The organism is Pseudomonas sp. CAM1A (genome assembly GCF_047501685.1).
Taxonomy (GTDB): Bacteria; Pseudomonadota; Gammaproteobacteria; order Pseudomonadales; family Pseudomonadaceae; genus Aquipseudomonas.
The window spans coordinates 173,522-194,782 of the sequence record NZ_JBFNXP010000009.1; the positions used below are offsets into that span (position 1 = coordinate 173,522).

20 protein-coding genes and 1 pseudogene are annotated in these 21,261 nt (G+C 66.2%); 5 read left to right on the forward strand and 16 right to left on the reverse strand.

What is annotated here, in order from left to right:
- Window positions 1-8: 8 nt before the first annotated feature.
- From ABZO33_RS20520 to ABZO33_RS20535, 4 genes are read right to left on the reverse strand one after another with little or no spacing between them, the layout of a single operon-like run.
- On the reverse strand, window positions 9-968 hold the full coding sequence (locus ABZO33_RS20520) for a lysylphosphatidylglycerol synthase domain-containing protein (RefSeq protein WP_414537503.1): 960 nt from the start codon (window positions 966-968) through the stop codon (window positions 9-11).
- Entirely contained in the window at window positions 968-2,170 is a 1,203-nt protein-coding gene (gene clsB / locus ABZO33_RS20525) for a cardiolipin synthase ClsB (RefSeq protein WP_414537504.1), read from the reverse strand. Before clsB ends, ABZO33_RS20520 begins: the two co-directional genes overlap by 1 nt.
- Window positions 2,167-2,940: an endonuclease/exonuclease/phosphatase family protein gene (locus ABZO33_RS20530; RefSeq protein ID WP_414537505.1), complete on the reverse strand. Its 774-nt coding sequence runs from the start codon at window positions 2,938-2,940 to the stop codon at window positions 2,167-2,169. Before ABZO33_RS20530 ends, clsB begins: the two co-directional genes overlap by 4 nt.
- On the reverse strand, window positions 2,937-3,854 hold the full coding sequence (locus tag ABZO33_RS20535) for a DUF72 domain-containing protein (protein WP_414537506.1): 918 nt from the start codon (window positions 3,852-3,854) through the stop codon (window positions 2,937-2,939). The genes ABZO33_RS20530 and ABZO33_RS20535 overlap by 4 nt, the downstream gene beginning before the upstream one ends.
- Before the next feature lie 156 nt (window positions 3,855-4,010).
- Here ABZO33_RS20535 and ABZO33_RS20540 point away from each other — a divergent pair, with 156 nt between their 5' ends.
- Window positions 4,011-4,406, forward strand: coding sequence for a low affinity iron permease family protein (locus ABZO33_RS20540; protein ID WP_414537507.1), 396 nt, complete (start codon window positions 4,011-4,013; stop codon window positions 4,404-4,406).
- Window positions 4,407-4,420: 14 nt separating this feature from the next.
- Window positions 4,421-4,972, forward strand: coding sequence for an ATP-dependent Clp protease proteolytic subunit (locus tag ABZO33_RS20545; RefSeq protein WP_367858492.1), 552 nt, complete (start codon window positions 4,421-4,423; stop codon window positions 4,970-4,972).
- A 46-nt stretch (window positions 4,973-5,018) separates the two neighbouring features.
- Here the strand turns inward: ABZO33_RS20545 and ABZO33_RS20550 are convergent, their stop codons facing one another.
- A complete protein-coding gene (locus ABZO33_RS20550) occupies window positions 5,019-9,149 on the reverse strand; it encodes a CheR family methyltransferase (protein WP_414537508.1) in 4,131 nt (1,376 codons plus the stop codon).
- Window positions 9,150-9,473: 324 nt separating this feature from the next.
- Here ABZO33_RS20550 and ABZO33_RS20555 point away from each other — a divergent pair, with 324 nt between their 5' ends.
- Together ABZO33_RS20555 and ABZO33_RS20560 are read left to right on the forward strand one after the other, a co-directional pair.
- Window positions 9,474-9,683, forward strand: coding sequence for a general stress protein (locus ABZO33_RS20555; protein WP_414537509.1), 210 nt, complete (start codon window positions 9,474-9,476; stop codon window positions 9,681-9,683).
- A 104-nt stretch (window positions 9,684-9,787) separates the two neighbouring features.
- Window positions 9,788-10,009, forward strand: a complete 222-nt coding sequence (locus ABZO33_RS20560; RefSeq protein WP_046855649.1) for a DUF6555 family protein — start codon at window positions 9,788-9,790, stop codon at window positions 10,007-10,009.
- Between the two features lie 76 nt (window positions 10,010-10,085).
- Here the strand turns inward: ABZO33_RS20560 and ABZO33_RS20565 are convergent, their stop codons facing one another.
- Window positions 10,086-10,253 (reverse strand): hypothetical protein, encoded by a 168-nt coding sequence (locus ABZO33_RS20565; RefSeq protein ID WP_158659514.1) that lies wholly within the window; start codon window positions 10,251-10,253, stop codon window positions 10,086-10,088.
- Between the two features lie 146 nt (window positions 10,254-10,399).
- On the reverse strand, window positions 10,400-11,014 hold the full coding sequence (locus tag ABZO33_RS20570; RefSeq protein ID WP_414537510.1) for a LuxR C-terminal-related transcriptional regulator: 615 nt from the start codon (window positions 11,012-11,014) through the stop codon (window positions 10,400-10,402).
- Between the two features lie 106 nt (window positions 11,015-11,120).
- Here ABZO33_RS20570 and ABZO33_RS20575 point away from each other — a divergent pair, with 106 nt between their 5' ends.
- Window positions 11,121-12,740, forward strand: coding sequence for a hybrid sensor histidine kinase/response regulator (locus tag ABZO33_RS20575; RefSeq protein ID WP_414537511.1), 1,620 nt, complete (start codon window positions 11,121-11,123; stop codon window positions 12,738-12,740).
- A 17-nt stretch (window positions 12,741-12,757) separates the two neighbouring features.
- Here ABZO33_RS20575 and ABZO33_RS20580 read toward each other — a convergent pair whose 3' ends face one another.
- From ABZO33_RS20580 to paaB, 9 genes and pseudogenes are all read right to left on the reverse strand, one after another.
- A complete protein-coding gene (locus ABZO33_RS20580) occupies window positions 12,758-13,069 on the reverse strand; it encodes a hypothetical protein (RefSeq protein ID WP_046855646.1) in 312 nt (103 codons plus the stop codon).
- Between the two features lie 187 nt (window positions 13,070-13,256).
- A complete protein-coding gene (gene paaZ, locus ABZO33_RS20585) occupies window positions 13,257-15,305 on the reverse strand; it encodes a phenylacetic acid degradation bifunctional protein PaaZ (RefSeq protein WP_414537512.1) in 2,049 nt (682 codons plus the stop codon).
- A gap of 39 nt (window positions 15,306-15,344) precedes the next feature.
- Window positions 15,345-16,577, reverse strand: coding sequence for an OprD family porin (locus tag ABZO33_RS20590; RefSeq protein WP_414537513.1), 1,233 nt, complete (start codon window positions 16,575-16,577; stop codon window positions 15,345-15,347).
- A gap of 35 nt (window positions 16,578-16,612) precedes the next feature.
- A pseudogene (locus ABZO33_RS20595) lies at window positions 16,613-18,181 on the reverse strand (cation acetate symporter); the annotation flags it as partial.
- A complete protein-coding gene (locus ABZO33_RS20600; protein ID WP_414537514.1) occupies window positions 18,172-18,480 on the reverse strand; it encodes a DUF485 domain-containing protein in 309 nt (102 codons plus the stop codon). The gene ABZO33_RS20600 and the pseudogene ABZO33_RS20595, both read right to left, overlap by 10 nt.
- A gap of 131 nt (window positions 18,481-18,611) precedes the next feature.
- A complete protein-coding gene (gene paaE, locus ABZO33_RS20605) occupies window positions 18,612-19,688 on the reverse strand; it encodes a 1,2-phenylacetyl-CoA epoxidase subunit PaaE (protein WP_414537515.1) in 1,077 nt (358 codons plus the stop codon).
- A 15-nt stretch (window positions 19,689-19,703) separates the two neighbouring features.
- A complete protein-coding gene (gene paaD / locus ABZO33_RS20610) occupies window positions 19,704-20,222 on the reverse strand; it encodes a 1,2-phenylacetyl-CoA epoxidase subunit PaaD (RefSeq protein ID WP_414537516.1) in 519 nt (172 codons plus the stop codon).
- Window positions 20,209-20,967, reverse strand: a complete 759-nt coding sequence (gene paaC, locus ABZO33_RS20615) for a 1,2-phenylacetyl-CoA epoxidase subunit PaaC (protein ID WP_414537517.1) — start codon at window positions 20,965-20,967, stop codon at window positions 20,209-20,211. The genes paaD and paaC overlap by 14 nt, the downstream gene beginning before the upstream one ends.
- A gap of 8 nt (window positions 20,968-20,975) precedes the next feature.
- Window positions 20,976-21,257, reverse strand: coding sequence for a 1,2-phenylacetyl-CoA epoxidase subunit PaaB (gene paaB / locus ABZO33_RS20620; RefSeq protein WP_023631078.1), 282 nt, complete (start codon window positions 21,255-21,257; stop codon window positions 20,976-20,978).
- Between the last annotated feature and the right edge of the window lie 4 nt (window positions 21,258-21,261).

Sequence of the window (21,261 nt, forward strand, 5' to 3'; positions counted from 1 at the left end):
TGAGGCCCTCAGCGCTTGTCCAGGGCTGGCCCGGCCTGTCGGCGCAGGGCCTTGGCGCGCTTCTCCAGAATCAGGTAGGTGATCACCGCCAGCAACAGCGGGATCAGGTAGTACAGCGTCCGATACCCCAGCAATGCGGCCACCAGCGTGCCCTGGCCCAACTGTCCGTGCAGCAGGGCAAGAAACACCGCCTCCAGCACCCCCAGCCCGGCAGGAATATGCGCCACCACCCCCGCCACGCAGCTGATCAGCAACACCCCCAGTACCGAGGGATAAAACAGCTCCGGCGGCAGCAACAGGTGGATCAGCGCCGCCATCAACGCCCAGTTGCTCGCGCCCAGCGCCACCTGGCACAACGCCAGGCGCAGGCTCGGCAGGGTCACTTCATGCCCGCGCAGGTGCCAGGTACGTCGTTTGGCGAAGGCACAGGCGAGCAGGTAGCCAGCTGCGACCGCCACCATCAGCACACCGATCAGGCGCAGGCCGCCGGCACCCACCGCCCAGCTTGCCGGCAGCTTGACCAGGCCCAGGGCGAACACCGTGCCGGCCAGCAGCAGATAGCCCATCCAGTTGGTCAACAGCCCCAGGGTGAGGATGCGGGTGATGGTCGCGGTGTCCAGCCCCAGCCGGCTGTACAGGCGGTAGCGCAGCGCCACGCCGCCGACCCAGGTGGTGAAGTTGAGGTTGAACGCATAGCAGACGAACGCCACCGGCAGCACCTGGTGGGCCGGCAAGCGGTGGCCGGTGTAGGCGCGGGCGAGCAGGTCGTAGCTGGCGAACACCAGGTAGCTGCACAGGGCCAGCAACAGCCCCAGGGCCAGGGTCGAGGGCCGGTAGGCCAGCAGCGACTGGCGCACTTCGTTCCAGTCCAGGTTGCGCGCCAGGGTGAACAGCAGCACCGGGATCAGCACCAGGAACAGCAGGGTGAGCAGGCGCATGCCCCAGGTCTTCCAGCGTGGCTTGGCCATCAAGTCTTGCCCCCGTTGAAGTCCACCGGCGCTTCGTTGTCCGCCTGCAGCGACTGCAGACGCTGCCGGTGCGCCGGGAACCAGCCGGCGATGCGCGGGAAGTAGCGGGTGATGTGAAAGCCCAGGAAGATCAACGGCGCGCGCCACCAATAGCCACGCACCATGCGTTCCAGGGTCACGCGCTTGCAGTGTGCGGCGGTCAGTTCGCTCAGGTGCCGGTACAGGCCATCATTGAACGCGCGGTCGCGGATCATCAGGTTGGCCTCGAGGTTGAACGACAAGCTCAGCGGGTCGAGGTTGCTGGAGCCCACGGTGGACCACTCGTCGTCCACCAGTGCCACCTTGCCGTGCAATGGGCGCTGGCAGTACTCATGGATCTGCACATTGTCGCGCAGCAGGTAGTTGTAGAGCAGCCGCGACAGCGCGCGTACCCAGCGCATGTCCGGTTGCCCCTGGAGGATCAGGGTCACCGCCACGCCACGCCGGGCAGCATTGCGCAGCTCGCGCAGCAAGCGGTAGCCGGGAAAGAAATAGGCGTTGGCGACGACGATGCGTTGCCGGGCTTCACGGAAGACTTGCAGGTAGCACGCCTCGATGTCGGTGCGATGGCGGCGGTTGTCGCGTTCCACCAGCACGGCGCTGGCCGAACCTGCGGCGTCACCGCCCGGCACCACCGCGCTTGGGGCGTCCAGCACGGGGGCGAGCATGCGGCAGCTGGAGGCGTGGACCTGGGCCAGCACCGGGCCTGTGACTTCCACGGCGTAGTCCTGCTTGGCCTGCGGGCCGAAGTCGCCGAGGTGGTCGGCACTGTAGTTGATACCGCCAATGAACGCGCGCTGACCGTCGACCACCAGGATCTTGCGATGCAGGCGCCGGAACAGGTTGGTGCGCATGCCGGCCAGGCGCGGTTGCGGGTCGAATGCATGGAAGCGCACCCCGGCCTCGGTCATCGAGGCAATGAACCCGTCAGGCAGGTCGGCGGTGCCATAGCCGTCAACCGCCACCTCCACCCGCACGCCACGCCGCGCCGCGTCGATAAGCGCCAGGCGCAGCGGCTGGCCGACCTTGTCGTCGTAGATGATGAAGGTTTCCAGGAGAATCTCCTCCCGTGCCTGGGCTATCGCCTCGAACACGCGCGGGTAGTACTGCTCGCCATTGATCAGCAGTTCGACGTGGTTGCCGTCGCTCCAAGCCTGCTTCATAGCATCACCTGCGCTACCAGCGGAGCATGGTCGGAGAGGTGCGACCATGGGTACCTGGACAGCACCCGTGCCTCACACGCCTGAGCATTGCGCAGGTAGATGCGGTCCAGGCGCAGCAGCGGCAGGCGCGCGGGAAAACTGCGTGCCGGCGTTCCGAAGGCTTCGCTCAGAGATAGCGACAGCCGCGCATCGGCCTTCAGGCGCCAGTCGTTGAAGTCGCCGGCGACGATGACTGGCTCCTCCGGCGGCAGGCGCTCGAGCAAGGCCAGCAACAGGTCGACCTGACGCTGGCGGTGCTCCTCGCGCAGGCCCAGGTGCACACAGATCGCATGCACCTGCTCATGACCGGGCACTTCGAGCTGGCAGTGCAACAGGCCGCGCTCCTCGTTGCCATGGATCGACACATCGAGGTTGTCGTAGGCGCGGATAGGGAACTTGGACAGCAGCGCGTTGCCATGGTCGCCATGGGGGTAGACCGCGTTGCGCCCGTAGGCGAACTGCGGCCACATGCTGTCTGCGAGGAACTCGTACTGCGGGGTCTGCGGCCAGGTCGGATGGCGCTCGGCATGGCGCTGATGGCTGCCGTGCACCTCCTGCAGGAACACCAGGTCGGCGCCGGTGGCGCGCACCGCCTCGCGCAGCTCGGGCAGGATGAAACGGCGGTTGAACAGGGTGAAGCCCTTGTGCACGTTGAGGGTCAGAACTGTCAGACGGTGCACGGCCGTGACCTTGTCGATGATGCGGTCGGGGGCGGGCAGGGTGCCGTTCATAGTGACTCCTGCGGCTCGACGCCGGGTTCGGTCACCAGCTCGCCGTCCAGGCCGAGCTTGCCCAGCAGGCGGCGGGCATCGTAGGGGGCATGCACCTTCTGGTCGTTGTCGAAGTAGCAATACACGTCACGCGAGGCGCGCTTGGCCGGGGCGCGGCGCACGACGCGCCGGGCATCCTCCGGCTGGCCACCCGCGGCCCAGGCCTGGATGCGCAGGCGCCAGCGGCGCAGCGCGCTGGCGGTGTAGCCGCTGCTGTAGAGCTCGACATCGCCGTGCAGGCGCAGGTAGACGAAGTCGGCTGTGACTTCCTCGACACAGGGCCATTTGCCGGCGCTGTCGGCGACCACCAGCGCGACCTTGTGCTTGCGCAGCAGGTTGATGAAGGTGTCGCAGAGGAAGCTCGGGTGGCGGATTTCCACGGCATGGCGCAAGCGCGCATTGCCGCGAATGGCGCTACCACCGTTGTCCTGCAGGCGCTCGGCGGCCTGCCGGGCACAGGCGCGCGCGGCCTTGCGGTCGCGGGGCAGCAAGGCGAGGAAAGTGCTGAAACGCTCGGCGTCGAACTTCATGCTCGGGGGAAATTGCCAGAGGAACGGCCCCAGCTTGTCGCCCAGCAGCAATGGCCCCGAGGCAAAGAAATTGGCCAGCGGCTCGTCGATGTCGCGCAGCCGTCGCACATGGGTGATGTAGCGCGGCGCCTTGACCGAGAAAACGAACCCTTCCGGCGTTTCATCGCGCCACTGGCGGTAGCGCTCGGGGGTCTGCAAGGCGTAGAACGAGCCATTGATCTCGATGCTGTTCACCGCCCGCGAGGCGAACGCCAGCTCATCGTCCTGGCGCAGCCCCTTGGGGTAGAAATCCTTGCGCCATGGGCCATAGCGCCAACCGGAAATACCAATGCGGATCTCGCTCACGAGGGCTCCCTTTCGTTCGTGCACTCTTGACTAGCGACCGGCATTGCGGCGTCAGGGTTCAGCAGGAGTGACGAGTGGCCAGTGGCGCAAAACCTGGAACTTTGCCTGCCTTGCGGCCCTCCACCACAGAGGGAAGCAACCAAAGGAGCGCTAGCCATGAGATTCGATCGTTTCGCCCAATGGCTGGCCAACCGCAGCGGACGTCCACTGACCTTTGCCGTGGCATTGCTGTTGATCATCGTATGGGGCGTGAGCGGACCGCTGTTCGATTTCAACGATACCTGGCAACTGGTGATCAACACCTCGACCACGATCATCACCTTCCTCATGGTGTTCCTGATCCAGAACACCCAGAACCGCGATAACGACGAACTGCACATCAAGATCGACGAACTGCTGCGCACCACCCAGCGGGCGCACAAGGCGCTGCTCGACCTCGAGGACATGGGGCCGGCCGAACTGCATGCGCTGCGCAAGCAGTACCAGCAACTGGGCGAGCACGACCAAGCGGCGCCGGGCAACGATGCACCGGCCAAGGACACCCCTGACTGACCCTGGAGGACGGCATGGCCAGACACATCATCCACTACACCGGCCCGATCAATTCCGCGACCTGCGGCAACCTCATCAACACCTGTTCCAAGGCGTTGCAGCAGGGCGCCGAGGTGCTGCAGATCAATATCGCCACAATGGGCGGCGAATGCAGCTACGGTTTCACCCTGTATAACTTCCTGCGATCACTGCCGGTGCCGGTGCACACCCACAACCTGGGCACGGTCGAATCGATGGGCAACATCCTGTTCCTGGCCGGCAGCCACCGTACCGCCTGCGCCTACAGCAAATTCCTGTTTCATCCCTTCCACTGGACTCTGCACGGCTCGGTTGACCATGCACGGATGGCCGAGTACGCCATGAGCCTGGACTATGACCTGCGCCTGTATGCGCAGATCGTCGCCGAGCGCACCGAGGGTGCGAGCGAGCGGCTCGATGTGACGCGCTACCTGATGGCGTATCCGAGGATCCTGGGGCCCCAGGAAGCGCTCGACAGTGGGATGATCCATGCCGTGGACGAACTACCGATCGAGGCCGATGCCGTGCAGTGGAGCGTTCACGCCTGATGCGCGACGGCGCCCCGGCCACAGGCCGGCCGGGGCGGGTAGGGCGTCAGTAGGGTAGTGAGCCGCTCAGACCCTCGATCGCCTCGATCAGCTCGTCGTAGCCCACCGGCTTGTTCAGGTGCCGGTCGAAGCCCGATTGGCGCGAGCGGTACTGGTCGGCGCTGGCCCCGTAGCCGGTCAGGGCGATGGCCGGGGTGTAGCGCAGGTGCTCCAGGCCCCGCAGGGCCTTGATCAGGGCGTGGCCGTCCATGACCGGCATGCCGATATCGGACAGGATGATGTCATAGCGGCCATTGGCGGCCGCCTCAAGTGCGGCCTGCGGGTCACTATAGGCCTCGACTTCGGCGCTTTCCATCTCCAGCAATTGCTGCATCACCTCAAGGATTTCCACCGAGTCGTCCACCAGCAACACCCTGACGCCGTTCAAGCGACCCTCGACGCTTTCGTCGGAGGTATCTGGCTGTACATGCTGCCCGGGATCGCACAACGGCAGGCATACGGTGAAGGTGGTGCCGCAACCCAGTCCGGCGGAAACCGCGCCGACGGTGCCGCCATGGGCTTCCACCAGCTGGCGCACCAGCGACAGGCCGATACCGAGCCCATCGCGGGGGGGGCCGGAGCCTTGTGGCGCGGCCTGGGAAAACAGGTCGAAGACGCTTTCCAGGCTTTCGTCGGTCAGGCCGATACCCTGGTCGATCACCTCCAGGCGCGCCTGGTTGCCCTGGCGGGCCAGCGCCAGACGGATCTCGCTGCCAGCAGGGCTGAATTTCAACGCATTGTTGAGCAGGTTCCAGACGATCTGCTCGAGCCGGGTGCTGTCGGCCTCGACATACACCGGGGCGCCGTCAGCGGGCAGTGCCAGGCGCACCTCGCAGGCGTGCTGCTCGTTGGCCAGCACCGCCTGGATGGCCTGCAGCACCGCGCACAGGTTGAGCACCTGGGTCTTGAGCTTGAGCTTGCCAGTGCGGATACGCGCCACATCGAGCAGGTCATCGATGATCCGCGCCTGGCTGGAGACCGCCTCGCAGATGGTGCCGACCGCCTTGCTGGCGACACCGTTGCCCTTCACCGACGGGGAGCGGCGCAGGATTTCGGCATTCAGCTGGATCAGGTTGAGGGGGTGCTTGAGTTCATGGGACATGACCGCGAAGAACTCGTCTTTCATGTGGCTGGTGTTCTGCGATTCGGCCAGCTGCTTGCTTTGCTCATCGTGCAGGCGCTTGTGCCCGGTGAGGTCGCGGGCGATCTTGACGTAGCCGCGCAGGCTGCTGCCCTTGAGCCTTGACACTTCGCCGCTGCAGTAGAAGCGACTGCCGTCCTTGCGCACATGCCAGCGCTCGTCCTGGCCGCGACCGTGCAGGCGGGCGCTGCGCAGTTCGCGTTCGGGCACGCCGCTCGCCTGGTCCTGCTCGGTGAAGATCAGCTGGTAATGGAGGCCGAGCACTTCGTCCTTGCCATAGCCGAAGATCAGCGCGGCGCCGGTGTTCCAGTCGGTGATCAGGCCTTGCTCGTCGAGCAGGATGATGGCGAAATCGTGAGTGCTCTCGGCGACCAGGCGCATGCGTTCCTCGCCCTGGCGCAGGCGTTCCTCGGCGGCGCGGCTCTGGCTGATGTCGATAAAGGTCAGCACGGTGCCGTCGACGTTGCGCTCGCTGGCCTGATACGGCAGCAGGCGGGCCAGGTACCAGTGCTGGTTGTGGCCGACCACTTCGCGCTCGATGGTGGTCTCGCGCTCGACCACGGCCCGGGCGTCATCGGCCAGGCCCGGATAATCGAGGCGGTGGGTGATGTCGAGCAGCGAGCGCCCGGTGTCCACCGGCAGCATGCTGAAGATATCGGTGGCGCGGGGAGTGAACCAGCGGATGCACAGGTTGCGGTCGACGAATACCGTGGCGATGTCGGTGGACGCGATGAGGTTGGTCAGGTAGTCGTTGACCTTGTCGGTTTCCTCGACCTTGGTCTTGAGTTCGTAGTTGACCGTCAGCAGTTCTTCGTTGATCGACTGCAGCTCTTCCTTGCTGGTTTCCAGCTCCTCGCTGGCCGAGCGCAGCTCCTCGTTGATCGCCTGCATCTCTTCGTTGGAGGCGGTCAGCTCCTGGCTGGAAAACTCCGACTGCTCGATGGTTTCCTGCAACTGCAGGCGCGTGCGGTGCAGTTCACGCTCCAGGTTGCCCAGCAGCATCCCTTCGGTCTGTTCGACGGCGGGTGCCTGGGTGGTCGCGCTGTCGGCTTCGCCGCTCTGGAAGACCACCAGCAGGCACTCGCTGCCACTGGGTTCGTCCTGATGCGGTTGGACCAGGATGCGTACCCCATCGGTATGCTCACCGAGGTCTAGGGGGACTGTGCGCGAGGTCACGGCCTGGCCGCTGCCCTGGGCCTGCAGCAAGGTGCTGCGCAGGGCCGGACGCAGCGGCGTGAGGACCAGGTTGAGCAGGTTGTGGCTGAGCTCGCCGCCGGCATGGCGCAGATAGCGCCCCACACCCTCGCTCATGTGCAGGATATTGCCCTCGGCATCGACCACCAGGCTCGGCGGCGTGCAGCGGGCGAGGGCGCGGTGATGGATTTCGGCATAGGACAGCTTGCGGGCGGCGCGTGCCCGGGCCGGCGCCGGGGCGAGCGCAGGCTCGGGGGCTTGCAGGCGCGCCGGATGACGCACGGCCGCCACTTCACGGGCACGGAAGATACGGTTGCGCTTGTCCACGGCGACGAACAGATCGGCCGCCAGGTCGGTGGATTCGGAACTGCCCAGGAACAGATAGCCGCCCGGGCGCAGCGCGAAGTGGAACAGGCGCAGGATGTCGCGCTGCACTTCGCGGTCGAGGTAGATGAGCAGGTTGCGGCAGACGATCAGGTCCAGTTGCGAGAACGGCGGGTCGGACAGCAGGTTATGGCGGGCGAACAGGACTTTCTCGCGGATCTCCTTGCGCACCCGGTAATGCTGGTCCTCCTTGAGGAAAAACTGGCGCAGGCGGGCCGGCGACACATCGGTGGCGATGGCGTCCGGATACTGCCCGCCGCGACCGATGCCGATGGCGCGGTCGTCGAGGTCGGTGGCGAAGATCTGCACCTGGGTGCTGCGTCGTTCGATCGTCAGTTGTTCGCTCACCAGCATGGCCAGGCTATAGGCCTCCTCGCCGGTCGAGCAGCCTGCCGACCACACGCGGACCTCGCAGGCCGGCTCTTCGTTGCCTTCGCGGTTCACCAGGCCTGGCATCACATGGCGCTGCAGGGCCTCGAAGGCCTCGCGATCGCGGAAGAAATTGGTCACGCCGATGAGCATGTCGGCCAGCAGCGCCCGGGACTCTTGCGGGTGGCATTGCAGGTAGTCGCGGTAGCCGGCCAGGTCGGTCTGGCCGGTGACGTGCAGGCGCCGCTCCAGGCGGCGCAGCACGGTGGCGCGCTTGTAATGGCTGAAGTCGTGGCCGGTGTTGTCCTGCAGCGACAACAGGATTTCGTCGAGCAACGGGTCGCACGCCGCCGGGTCGCCCTCGCGCTCGCCCAGCGCGGGCGGCAGGCTGTCGTCCTCGATGCGTGGCAACTTCACCTGGCGGGCGGTGCGCCACAGCTCGACCAGGCGAGCGGGCATCTCGGCCACCGGCAGCACCAGATCGACCATGCCGGTGGCCAGCGCCGCCCGGGGCATCTCGGGGTATTCGGCGTCCTCGGGGGCTTGCACCAGGGTCACGCCGCCTTGTTCCTTGATCCGCGACAGACCCACGGCGCCGTCGCTGCCGGTACCCGACAGCACCACGCAGAACGCATGGTCCTTGTGCACATCGGCCAGGTCGCGGAAGAACAGGTCGATGGCGACATGGTCGCCACGGCTGCGCTTGGCCGGGCTGACGCGCAGGTAACCGTCGTTGGTCGACAGGCGATTGGCCGGCGAAATCACATAGACATGGTTGCGCTCGATCGGTACCGGTTCGCTGACCTGGCGCACAGGCATGCCGGTCACCGCCTGGATGATCCGGTCGGCCTGGCTCTGGTGGTCCGGCGACAGGTGCAGCACCACCACGAATGCCATGTCGCAGTCCTGCGGGGTGTGGCGGAAGAAGGTGCGGATTGCTTCCAGGCCGCCGGCCGAAGCGCCGATGCCGACCACGGGGAAATCCAGGTGGCTCGGGCTGAGTGCCGGATTGTGCGGCGAGGCGAGGGACGTTTTGCTGGAGGACTTCATGGCATCAGCCTTGTACGGACCTGGAAATGGCCCGTTTGGTCGGGCACTGGGCGCAGATTATAGGCTGCTGTTCATCCCGGCGACGAGCGGTTGGCGCCGAGCAAGGGCCGGTGTACGAGGGTAAGCGGTCGGCAAGCGCGGTGCATGGGGGCGTCTCCTTCGTCCACCGTCATTAGTCAGAGCTGTGACCCTTGGCCAGGCGGATAAGTGCCGTCGGTCAGAACCCCGGTACAACAAATGAGCCGTTGGCCTGCGCCCCTGTTCGTAATTAAATGCACGGCATCTTCGTGCGGCACGTCCAACCCAGCGTAAAGGAGAAACGTCATGGCTCGTGACCAGGATCAGACCGGACAACGCGGCGGCACCAAGGACACCAACCCCGGCAACTTCGCCAACGACCGTGAAAGGGCCTCGCGGGCGGGCCAGAAGGGTGGCCGCAACTCTGGCGGCAACTTCGCCAATGATCGCGCCCGCGCCTCCGAGGCCGGCCGCAAGGGTGGCCGCAACAGCCACGGGAGCGCCAGCGGTTCGTGACCTTGCGGGCCCTCCCTTCCTGATTGTCGGACATTTTTTGAATTTTCATGGAACGACGTGATCTGTCAGAAAGTCATCCATGGAGAAGAGGAGGGCCTGCGTCAATGCCAAGTCCCCAGCTGTTTACCATCGAATACCTGCTGCACGGTCAGCCACGGCGTTTCATCATCCGCCAGGAACACATGGACAATGCCGAGGCCTGGCATTGGGCCAGTTGCGACGCGGGTTTGGGGATCATTCCGAAGTTCGGGCGCGAGCGCATCAAGAAAGTCAGCCGGCCCATGGCCGAACGGCATGGGATCACCGATGTGCGCTGGCGGGTGTGAAGCGGCGTGGACCTGAACAGACAACAGACTTCAGTGTGAGAGCGAGCCTGGCCCGCTCTCACACTGCCATGCACACTCAGGCGCCTGACTCCGGGTCGCTGGCCGGTACCCCGGGGCGGTTCTCTTCCTCGGTCAGGTTCGGGTCGGCATCCGGGTCGTCGGCCTGATCGTTGCGGCGGTCTGGCTCGAGTTCCGGCCAGTCGCTCTGCACATCGCCACCGCCCATCCAGTGTTGCGTGCTCATGTCGTCATCCTCTGCTCAGAGTGAAAAAACGGCCCACGGTCGGGCAGGCCGAATACAGGCGTGAACATCGCCACCCTCATGGATTGGGAGGTCGCAAAGCCCTGGCAGGGTCGATTGCATGCCAGTGTGCGCCGACCAGCGGTCGCTCAGTGTCCGGAATACTTCACCGCGGCGGCCGTGCGGGTCGGCACATTGAGGGTCTTGAGCAGCGACGACACATGGATGCGCACGGTGAATGGCGAGATGTCCAGTGCCCGGGCGATCTCCTTGTTGGTCTTGCCCTGGGCGATCAGGCGCAGTACGTCCTGCTGGCGGTGGGTGAGTTGTTCCAGCTCGCTGGAGGCATCCAGTTGCGGCAGCAACCCGCTGGGCGCGTAGTCGACCACCACTTCGCCGTCGCGAATGGCAAGGATGGCCGCGCCGATCGCCTCGGGGCTGACGCTCTTGCCGATGAAACCATCGACGCCGGCGGCCATGACTTCGCAGATCACCTGTGGGTCATCGACCATCGACACGACGATCAGCGTGGTGCGCTGCAATTGGCGGCGCAGTTCGGCGAGGCGGCCGATGCAGGTGAGGCCGGGGAAGCGCAAATCGAGGATCAGGGTGTCGGGCGTCTCGCCCATGGCGGCCAGCCGGAGCACATCGGCCAGGCTGCCGGCTTCCTCCAGGCGTGCCTCGGGCAGGATGCGCCGCACGGTGTTGACCATGGCCTCCCTGAACAGCGGATGATCATCCGCCACGATGATGCGGCAACTCACGTCGTGGAACTCCCTGTCAGCCGACACATGCTAATTTAGCAGTCACCTGCGGTTTTTTCCCACGCAGCGTGCCGCAAATGCCGACTGGCGCACAAGGACGTTACCCATGAAGTTCGAGAAGAACAACGAGCTGGACCAGGCCAACCTGCGCATCATCGTCGCCTCCTGTGCGATTACCTACGTGGCGTTGCTGGGTTTCCTGCCGGGCCGCTCGCCCGCCACCTACCTGCCGGTGCTGCTCTACTACGCGGGGTTCGTTGTGGTATCGATCGGCATGCGCCAGGCGATCAAGCGTTGGCCCGGGCACTACCCGGCGCGGCGCATCTTCGGCATGCTGGGCGATTACACCGGCACCAGTTTCGGCCTGGTGGTGGGCGGTGAAACCGCGCTGCCGCTGTATGCGGTGATGGTCTGGATCAACCTGGGCAACGGCATGCGCTTCGGCTCGCGCTACCTGGCCATCGCCACGGTACTGGCCCTGGCCGCGCTGGTTGCCGTGTGGCGATTGACCCCCTATTGGCAGGAACAGCCGTTTCTGCTGCCGATGCTGCTGACCACTAGCACTTTGATTCCGTTTTATGCCCACCTGCTGCTGGAGCGCACGCGCAAGGCCACGGCCCTGGCCGAGGCGGCGACCCGCGAGAAGTCGCGCTTCCTGGCCCAGGCCAGCCACGACCTGCGCCAGCCGATCCACTCCATCGGCCTGTTCACCGCCTGTCTGCGTGAAGCGCGGCTGGGCGAGGAGGAGCGGCGCCTGGTGGACAGCATCGACCGCTCGCTGCTCAACGTCTCGCAGTTGTTCCGCTCGATCCTCGACCTGTACACCCTGGACAACGGCCGGGTGCAGCCAAAGTGGGAAACCTTCGCCGTGGACGGCTTCCTGCGCGAACTGTTGCGCCAGAACAGCGAGGCGGCGCGCTGGGCCGGGGTCGAGATGCGCCTGGTGCCCAGCCGCCACTGGACACGCGCCGACCCGGGGATGCTCGCGACCATGGTGCAGAACGTGCTGTCCAACAGCTTCAAGTACGCCGCCGGGCGGCCATTGCTGATCGGCGTGCGGCCACGCGGCGAGGGCCTGGCCATCGTCGTCTGCGACCAGGGCCGGGGCATTGCCGAGGAGCACCAGGGCCGCGTGTTCGAGGAGTTCTACCGGGTGCGCGAGGCACGTGACAAGGATGTCGAGGGGGTTGGCCTGGGGCTGGCCATCGTCAAGCGCCTCGGGCAACTGATGGGTTTGGCGGTCAGCCTGCGTTCGCGCCAGGGGCATGGCACCACGCTGACCTTGCAAGGGTTGCCCAAGGTGCCGGCACAAGTGCCACGGGCCGTTGCCGACCAGGCCTTGCAGGCAGGCATGCTCACCGGTTTGCGGGTGTGCCTGGTGGAGGACGATCACAACGTGCTGCAGGCCACCAGCGCTCTGCTGCAACGCTGGGGATGCGAGGTCCAGGCCGAGAGTTCGCCCCATGGCCTGGTCAGCGACTGCGATGTGATCGTCGCCGACTACGACCTGGGTCCGCAGGCCACCGGCATCGACTGCATCGACCAATTGCGCGCGCAGCGCGGTGCCGAAGTGCCGGCGCTGATCATGACGGGCCATGATATCGACAGGCTGCAGGGTGCCCTGCAGGCACGGGGTATCGCGGTACTGGCCAAGCCCGTGCGACCGGCGGAGCTGCGGGCGGCGCTGCGGGGTTTGCGTGAGACCGTGGCGGCGCCGGTGATCTAGCGCGGCGCCCTCGACCATCACTGGAATACCGGCGCCTGGCCTTCTTTCCAGCAGGTGGGGGATGGCGTGTAGATACCCATGCCGGCCACGGCCACCAGGCCGCCGCTGGGCACCTGGCAGTCGTACTGGCCCTTGCTGGTGCTGGCGGTGAAGTAGGTGGTGTTGGAGTCGCTGCGCAGGTTGCTGACCTTGCTCACGGGCACGCCCAGGGTCACCTCGGTGCGTTGCTTGAGGGTGTCGGCGCTGGGGCTGGCGGTCTGGCAGCCGGCCACGGCGGCAAGGCCGGCGAGCAGGACGAGGGACTTGAAGGGGAAGGACTTGAGGATCATCGCGTTGCTTCCTTGGCATTGTTCTCGGTACGGCGCCCGCGCCGCCAGGAAGGGGGCTGGCGGTGGGACGCTGGACCGACTATAGCGCCAGCGGAACGTTGCGCGATGTAGGGCGGATGTGCGAGGTGGCATATTGCCTTTAGTGTGCGGCAAGGCTATCGCCAGGCCCCTCGCACCCCAACCGCGCTCAGCGCTTCACTACCAACGTCAAGATGTCATAACTGGCCACCAGCTCACCCAGCTGGTTGGTCACCTCCACATCCCAAGCCACCACCCCTTGCGCCTGCCCCAGCGGGCTGGTCTTGCCCTGGTCGATCTTGCGCTTGCAGGTCAGGCGCGCCTGGATGGTGTCGCCGATCCCTACCGGAGTGATGAAGCGCAGGGTATCCAGCCCGTAGTTGGCCAGCACCGGCCCTTCGCCGGGGCTGACGAACAACCCGGCCGCCGCCGATAGCACGAAGTAGCCGTGGGCGATGCGCTTGCCGAACTGCGACTGTTTGGCGGCGATCTCGTCGAAGTGCATGTAGAAGTGATCGCCCGACAGGCAGCCGAAGTTGACCAGGTCGGTCTCGGTCACCGTGCGGCGGTGGGTCAGCAGCGACTCGCCGATACGCAGGTCGTCGAAATGGCGACGGAACGGGTGTACCTCGGTTTCGATCACCTCGGCACCACGCACATACTCGCCGGTTACGGCCATGAGCATGCTCGGCGAGCCCTGCACGGCGGCCCGCTGCAGGTAGTGCCTGACCGCGCGCAAGCCGCCCAGCTCCTCGCCGCCGCCGGCACGGCCGGGGCCGCCGTGCTTGAGCTGTGGCAGGGGCGAGCCATGCCCGGTGGATTCCTTGGCCGCCTCGCTGTCGAGCACCAGCAGCCGCCCGTGCCAGGCCGCCGCCACGGGGATGGCCTTGGCCGCCACGGCGCGGTCGGCGGTGACCAGGCTCGCCACCAGGCTGCCCTTGCCGCGGGCAGCCAAGGCCAGGGCCTCGTCGAGGTCGTCGTAGGCCATCAGCGTGCTGACCGGGCCGAACGCTTCGATATCATGGGCACCGCCCTCGGCATGCGGGTCACGGGCCAGCAGCAGGGTCGGGGCGAAGAACGCGCCCTCGGCCACGTCATCGCCGACCGGGGTGAAACCGTCACTGGCGCCCAGCAGTTGGTCGCAGCTGTCCAGCAACTGGCGCACGCGCTCGGCGACATCACGCTGCTGGTCATGGGAGGCCAGCGCCCCCATGCGCACGCCTTCCACCGAAGGATCGCCCACCACCACCTTGCGCAGGCGTTCGCGCAGACGAGTGGCCACCGCGTCGATGTGCCTGGCCGGGACGATGGCGCGGCGGATCGCCGTGCATTTCTGTCCGGCCTTGGTGGTCATTTCTCGCGCCACTTCCTTGATGTACAGCTCGAATTCCTCGCTGTCGGGACTGACGTCCGGGCCAAGAATGGCGCAGTTCAGCGAGTCGGCCTCGGCGGTGAAGGGCACCGAGTTGCGGATCAGGTTCGGCGTGACGCGCAGCTTGGCTGCGGTGTCGGCGGAGCCGGTGAAGGTCACCACGTCCTGCCCCTGCAGGCGTTCGAGCAGGTCACCGGTACTGCCGATCACCAGTTGCAGGCTACCGGCCGGCAACAAGCCCGATTCGTTCATCAGGCGTACCACGGCCTCGGTCAGGTAGCTGGTGGACGTGGCAGGCTTGACGATGCACGGCATGCCGGCGAGGAAGGTCGGGGCGAATTTCTCCAGCATCCCCCAGATCGGGAAGTTGAAGGCGTTGATATGCACGGCCACGCCCGCACGCGGCACCAGGATATGGCTGCCGGCGAAATGGCCTTGCTTGCCCAGGGGGATCGCCGGGCCTTCATGCACCAGGTTGCCCGAGGGCAGCTCGCGGCGGCCCATGCTCGAATAGGCGAACAGCGTGGCGTTGCCGCCTTCGATATCGATCCAGCTGTCGGCGCGGGTGGCGCCGCTGTGATGGGACAGGGCGTAGAGCTGCTCCTTGCGCTCGGCCAGGTACAGCGCCAGGGCCTTGAGCCGGGCGGCGCGCTGCTGGAAATCCATGGCCATTAGCTGCTTCAGGCCCTGGGCGCGGGCGAAGTCCACGGCCTCGGCGAAATCCGAGCGCTCTTCGTGGCTGTAGGCCAGGACGTGGCCATCGAGGGCGCTGCGCAGGGCCTGGGCGCCGTGCTGGCCGATCCAGCGGCCGGCGATGAAGCTTTGCAGGGTAGGGGCGGCGGACATGCTGTTCTCCATGCTGTTCTGATAGACAGGGGGGCGCGCTTACCAGAGCGCCAGGGTGTAGCCGATGATCAGGCGGTTTTCGTCCACGGCGTTGGTCAGGCCATTGCCGGAACGGAAGGTGACGTTGCGCCAGCGCAGGCTGACGTCCTTGAACGGGCCGCTCTGGATCACATAGGTGATGTCGGTGTCGCGTTCGCGCTCGCGGCCATTGCTGAGCGTGGCGGTTTCGGCGTGGCGGCCGTCGGTGTAGCGGGTCATGAAGCTCAGCCCGGGGATGCCCATGGCCACGAAGTCGTAGTCGTAGCGCAGCTGCCAGGAGTCGAGCCCGGCGCGAGTGAAGGTGTTGTAGGTGACCAGGTTGACGGTGTATGGATCGCCGCCGTTGAGGAACGGGAAGGCGCTGTCGCCGGACATCTGCTGCCAGGTGGCGGTGAACTTGTGGGCCTTCACCCCCAGGGTGAACATGGCGTTGAAGTTGCGGTTGTCGATGTTGCCCGCGCGCTCGGCGCCGTCGCCGCGGCTGTCGAAGTAGCGCAGGTCGCTGCGCAGGCTGACGCCTTCGGCCAGGGGCTGGGTGTGCAGCAAGCCCACATACTGCTGGCGGTAGATGTCCTCAAGCTTGGCGTAGTAGTAGCTGACGCTGGCCTGCGGGGTGATGGCGTAGCTGCCGCCGCCGAAGTCGAAGTGGTCGCTGCTGGCGGCGCCGTAGCCGATATCGTCGCGCCCGGACGAGTCGCGCAGGTTGGCCTTGGTCAGGCGGCCGCCATTGAAGGTCAGGCCGTCCAGCTCCTGGCTGGTCAGCAGGCCGCCCTGGAAGGTCGACGCCAGCAGGCGGGTGTCGTTGTACACCACCACCGGCAGGATCGGCTGCAGGGTGCCCAGGCGCAGGGTGCTCTTGGAGACCCGCAGCTTGGCGGTCAGGCCCAGCTCGCTGTAGTCGTCCACCGGCTCCAGGCTGTTCGGCCCGTAGGGTAGCAGGCCGGTGTTGCGTCGGTCGCGGCTGGAGTCGAGCTTGATGCCCAATTGGCCCATGGCGTCCACCCCGACACCAAGCGGCCCCTCGGTGAAACCCGATTCGAAGCGGGCGGTGAAGCCCTGGCCCCATTCCTCGGCCTTGCTCTGCGGGGCGTTGGCCTGGCGGAAGTCGCGGTTGATGTAGTGGTTGCGCAGTTCGAGGCGGGCGTGGCTGTCAGCGATAAAGTCCGCCATGGCCGGCACGGGCAGGGCGAGGGTGGCCAGCCAGGCGGCTGACTTGAGGTGCGTGCGGTTCATTGTTGTTGTACCCGACATTGTTATTGTTCTTGAGGTCAGTGCTTGCTGGCACCGGCGGCGCCGATACCGGTCATGGAGCGGATGAACTGGGCCAGGTAGCGCCCACGCTCTTCACGCGCCCGTTCCGTGCCGTCGGTGACCGAGAAGGCCCAGGCCGCGAGGAAGGCCAGCGACATGGAGAACAGCGCCGGGTTGCTGTAGGGGAACAGCGCCCGTTCGTTGTGCAGCACGTTGACCCACACCGCCGGTCCCAGCACCACCAGGACGATCGCCGAGACCAGCCCGGCCAGGCTGCCGCCCACCGCGCCACGGGTGGTCAGGCCCTTCCAGAACATCGAGAGCAGCAGCACCGGGAAGTTGACCGAGGCGGCCACCGCCAGCACCAGGCCGGAGAGGAAGGCAATGTTCTGCGACTCGAACAGCAGCCCCAGCAGCACCGCGAACAGGCCGATCCCCAGGGTGGCCAGGCGCGATACGCGCATTTCTTCCTGCTCGCTGGCCTGGCCCTTGCGCACCACGCAGGCGTACAGGTCGTGGGATACCGCCGAGGCGCCGGACAGCGCCAGGCCCGCGACCACGGCGAGGATGGTGGCGAAGGCCACCGCCGAGATGAAGCCGAGGAACAGGTTGCCGCCCACCGCCTGGGCCAGGTGCACCGCGACCATGTTGCCGCCGCCGATGATCGCCCCCGTAGCGTCGCGATAGGACGGTTCGGTGCCGACCATGACGATGGCGCCGAAGCCGATGACGATCAGCAGCAGATAGAAGTAGCCGATGAAACCGGTGGCGTAGAACACGCTCTTGCGCGCTTCCTTGGCGTCGCTGACGGTGAAGAAGCGCATGAGGATATGCGGCAGGCCGGCCGTGCCGAACATCATGCCCAGGCCCAGGGAGATGGCGTCCACCGGGTTGGACAGCAGCGCCCCCGGCGCCATGATCGCCTGGCCCTTGGCGTGCACGGCCACGGCGCTGGCGAACATCGCCTCGGTGCTGAAGCCGAAGTGCCTGAGCACCATGAAGGCCATGAAGGTGGTGCCCGACAGCAGCATCACCGCCTTGATGATCTGCACCCAGGTGGTGGCAAGCATGCCGCCAAAGGTGACGTACAGCACCATCAGCACGCCCACCAGCATCACCGCGTACAGGTAGTTGATGCCGAACAGCAGCTCGATCAGCTTGCCGGCGCCGACCATCTGCGCCACCAGGTACATCAGCGCCACGGCCAGGGTACCGAAGGCTGAGGTCAGGCGCACCGGAGCCTGGGCCAGGCGGTAGGAAACCACGTCGGCGAAGGTGTACTTGCCCAGGTTGCGCAGGCGCTCGGCGATCAGGAACAGGATGATCGGCCAGCCGGCCAGCACGCCCAGGGCATACAGCAGGCCGTCGTAGCCATTCATGAACATCATTGCCGAGATGCCCAGGAAAGACGCCGCGCTGATCATGTCGCCGGCGATCGCCAGGCCGTTCTGCATGCCGGTCAGGCCGCCGCCGGCGGTGTAGAAGTCACTGGCCGAGCGGGTGCGCAGGGCGGCCCAGCGGGTCACCAGCAAGGTGAAGCAGACGAACACCAGGAACATCGAGATGGCGGTCCAGTTCATCGCGCGCACTCCTGCTTGACCACCTCGTTGAGCGGGTCGATGACGCGGTTGGCGCGGTGCATGTAGACGCCGGTGAGCGCGAAGGACAGCAGCACCATCAGCACGCCCACCAGCATGCCGACGCTGGTCACGCCGCCGCTGAGGGACTGGCCGAGCACGCCGGGGGCGAAGGCCACCAGCAGGACGAAGCCGTAGTAGGCGACAAACATGGTCAGGGTCAGGCTGCCATTGAGGCGGCGTTTGCGCTTGATCAGTTGCACGAAGGCGGGGTGGTTGCTGATGGTTTCGATGTGTTCGGGTGTCATGGGAGCGTTCTCTCTGGCTGTTGTAATTGTTTTTTCAGGTCACGCGGGTGTTGCGGTGTTGCCGAGGGCCTCATCGCTGGCAAGCCAGCGCTTGTGGGAGCTGGCTTGCCAGCGATGAGGGCAACGCGGTCTCAAAGCTGGTCGAAATCGAGCACCACCTTGTCGCTCAGCGGGTAGGTCTGGCACGACAGCACATAGCCGGCGGCCACTTCGTAGTCTTCCAGGGCATGGTTGCTATCCATCTCCACCTCGCCCTCGATCACCTTGCACTTGCAGGTCGAGCACACCCCGGCCTTGCACGAGTACGGCAGTTCGGCGCCGATGGCGTTGCCGGCCTCGAGCACGCTGCGGGTGTTGCGCGGCAGGTCGAAGGCCAGGGCGCGGCCATCGCTGATCACGGTCACATGGCTGACCGCCGAATCCAGCTCGTGGGCCGCTTCACGGGCCTCGCGGCGGGCTTCGCTGCCGGCGGCGGCGAACAGTTCATAGTGGATGCGCGCCTTGTCCATGCCGTTGGCCTGCAGGCTGTCGCGCACGGTTTCGGTCATGGCCTGGGGGCCGCAGATGAAGGCAGCATCGAGTGAGGTCACGTCGAGCCAGCGGGAGAACAGCTGGCCGCACTTGTCGGCGTCGATGCGGCCGTTGTACAGGTCGACGTCCTGCTGCTCGCGGCTGAACACGAAGATCAGGTTGAGGCGGTCGAGGTACCGGTTCTTCAGGTCCTCCAGGCGGTCGCGGAACAGCGCGCTGTTGCTGGCGCGGTTGCCGTACAGCAAGGTGAAGCGGCTGTCTGGTTCGGTGGCCAGCGTGGTGGCGACCAGCGATAGGATCGGAGTGATGCCGCTGCCAGCGGCCACGCCCAGGTAGTGGCCCCGGCGCGTCGGTTCCAGCGGCACGAAGAAGCTGCCCGAGGGCGGCATCACTTCGAGCTGCTGGCCAGCCTTGAGCAGTTCGTTGGCAAACGCCGAGAAACGACCACCCGGCACGCGCTTGACAGCGACCCGCAGCTCGTCGTCCTGCACCGCGCTGCAGATCGAGTAGGAGCGGCGCACCTCTTCGTCATCCAGGCGGGTGCGCATGACCAGGTACTGGCCCTGGGTGAAACGGAACTCATCGCGCAGGTGCGCGGGCACGTCGAAGGCGATGGACACCGCGTCACGGGTCTCCTGGCGCACTTGCTTGATGGTCAGGCTGTGAAACTGGCTCATGGCGATCTCCACGGCTCAAAGGCATTTGAAATAGTCGAACGGTTCCAGACAGGCGCGGCAGCGGTACAGAGCCTTGCAGGCGGTGGAGCCGAACTGGCTGAGCAGCTCGGTGTGGGTGCTGCCGCATTGCGGGCAGCACACCTTGGCGTCGTGCAGGCTGACGCCGCCCGCAGGTGGGGCGATGCCATAGGCCAGCAGGCGCGCGCGTCCTTGCACGGTGATCCAGTCGGTGCTCCACGCCGGGGTGAGACGACGCTCCAGCGCAGGCTCGGCGAAGCCGGCCTGTTCCAGGGCCTGGCGAATATCGTCCTCGATCACTTCTGTGGCCGGGCAACCGGAGTAGGTCGGGGTGACCACCAGGTGCAGGTGGCCGGCGCGCCAGTCGAGGTCGCGGACGACACCTAAGTCGACCACGCTGACCACCGGCACTTCCGGGTCCATCACCTCGGCCAGCACCGCCCAGGCCCGGCTCAGGTCGCCATCGCGCAAGGGTCTGGCACCACGGTCGCCGGCGATCAGCTCACCAGGTCGCATCGGGGTAGGCTCGCGGCAGGAACTGCATCTCGGCCAGCAGCAGGCCGAGGTGTTCGGTGTGCAGGCCCTTGCGCCCGTCCAGGTAGAAGTAGCTGGCGGCCTTCGGCAGGGGCAGCTCGACCGAGGCGAAGATGGCCGCGACGGTGTTCAGCCAGTGCTGGGCGATCCGCGCCGGGTCGGCGCCGATACCGGCATTGGCCAGCTGGACTTCGCCGTCGTTGGCCACGCTCAATTCGACCGTGAAGCGCCACAGCGTCGGGATGGCTTCGAGCATGCGCCGCCGGCTCTCTTCAGTGCCGCCGCCCAGGCGCTGCACCCACTCGCCGGAGCGGCGCAGGTGATAGGTGACTTCTTTCAGGGCCTTGGCGGCGATGCCGGCGATGCGTTCGTCGCGCGAGTCGCCGAGCGCTTCAAGCGTGGCATGGTGCCAGGCGTCGTACAGGAACTGCTTGAGCAGGGTCACGGCATAGTCGCCGTTGGGTTGCTCGACCAGCAGCAGGTTGCGGTAGGCGCGTTCATCGCGGCGGAACGCCAGGGCATCGGCGTCGCGGCCGTCGTCCAGCAGTTCGGCGGCGTAGTCCAGCCAGTTGCGCGCCTGGCCCACCAGGTCGAGGCCGATATTCATCAGCGCCAGTTCCTCTTCCAGCGCCGGCGCCTTGCCGCACCACTCGCACAGGCGCTGGCCCTGGACCAGGGCGCTGTCGCCGAGCAGCAGCAGGTATTGGATAAGTGCTTGCTTGTGCATGGCGGGCCTCACATGTGTCCGACTTCGGCGGGCAGCTCGTAGAAGCTGGCATGGCGGTAGACCTTGTCATCAGCCGGAGCGAACAGCGGGTCTTTCTCGTCGGGCGAAGAGGCGGTGATCAGCGCCGAGGGCACTACCCATAGGCTCACGCCCTCGCTGCGGCGGGTGTACAGCTCGCGGGCGTTCTCGATGGCCATGGCGGCGTCGGCGGCGTGCACGCTGCCGACGTGCTTGTGGTTCAGGCCGTGCTTGCTGCGCACGAATACTTCGTAGAGGGTCCAGTCAGACATGCTC

Coding starts and splice junctions, on each gene's coding strand:
- ABZO33_RS20520 (WP_414537503.1), bottom strand. CDS start 968: ATGGCCAAGCCACGCTGGAAGACCTGGGGCATGCGCCTGCTCACCCTG.
- clsB (WP_414537504.1), bottom strand. CDS start 2,170: ATGAAGCAGGCTTGGAGCGACGGCAACCACGTCGAACTGCTGATCAAT.
- ABZO33_RS20530 (WP_414537505.1), bottom strand. CDS start 2,940: ATGAACGGCACCCTGCCCGCCCCCGACCGCATCATCGACAAGGTCACG.
- ABZO33_RS20540 (WP_414537507.1), top strand. CDS start 4,011: ATGAGATTCGATCGTTTCGCCCAATGGCTGGCCAACCGCAGCGGACGT.
- ABZO33_RS20545 (WP_367858492.1), top strand. CDS start 4,421: ATGGCCAGACACATCATCCACTACACCGGCCCGATCAATTCCGCGACC.
- ABZO33_RS20550 (WP_414537508.1), bottom strand. CDS start 9,149: ATGAAGTCCTCCAGCAAAACGTCCCTCGCCTCGCCGCACAATCCGGCA.
- ABZO33_RS20555 (WP_414537509.1), top strand. CDS start 9,474: ATGGCTCGTGACCAGGATCAGACCGGACAACGCGGCGGCACCAAGGAC.
- ABZO33_RS20560 (WP_046855649.1), top strand. CDS start 9,788: ATGCCAAGTCCCCAGCTGTTTACCATCGAATACCTGCTGCACGGTCAG.
- ABZO33_RS20565 (WP_158659514.1), bottom strand. CDS start 10,253: ATGAGCACGCAACACTGGATGGGCGGTGGCGATGTGCAGAGCGACTGG.
- ABZO33_RS20575 (WP_414537511.1), top strand. CDS start 11,121: ATGAAGTTCGAGAAGAACAACGAGCTGGACCAGGCCAACCTGCGCATC.
- ABZO33_RS20580 (WP_046855646.1), bottom strand. CDS start 13,069: ATGATCCTCAAGTCCTTCCCCTTCAAGTCCCTCGTCCTGCTCGCCGGC.
- paaZ (WP_414537512.1), bottom strand. CDS start 15,305: ATGTCCGCCGCCCCTACCCTGCAAAGCTTCATCGCCGGCCGCTGGATC.
- ABZO33_RS20590 (WP_414537513.1), bottom strand. CDS start 16,577: ATGAACCGCACGCACCTCAAGTCAGCCGCCTGGCTGGCCACCCTCGCC.
- ABZO33_RS20600 (WP_414537514.1), bottom strand. CDS start 18,480: ATGACACCCGAACACATCGAAACCATCAGCAACCACCCCGCCTTCGTG.
- paaE (WP_414537515.1), bottom strand. CDS start 19,688: ATGAGCCAGTTTCACAGCCTGACCATCAAGCAAGTGCGCCAGGAGACC.
- paaD (WP_414537516.1), bottom strand. CDS start 20,222: ATGCGACCTGGTGAGCTGATCGCCGGCGACCGTGGTGCCAGACCCTTG.
- paaC (WP_414537517.1), bottom strand. CDS start 20,967: ATGCACAAGCAAGCACTTATCCAATACCTGCTGCTGCTCGGCGACAGC.
- paaB (WP_023631078.1), bottom strand. CDS start 21,257: ATGTCTGACTGGACCCTCTACGAAGTATTCGTGCGCAGCAAGCACGGC.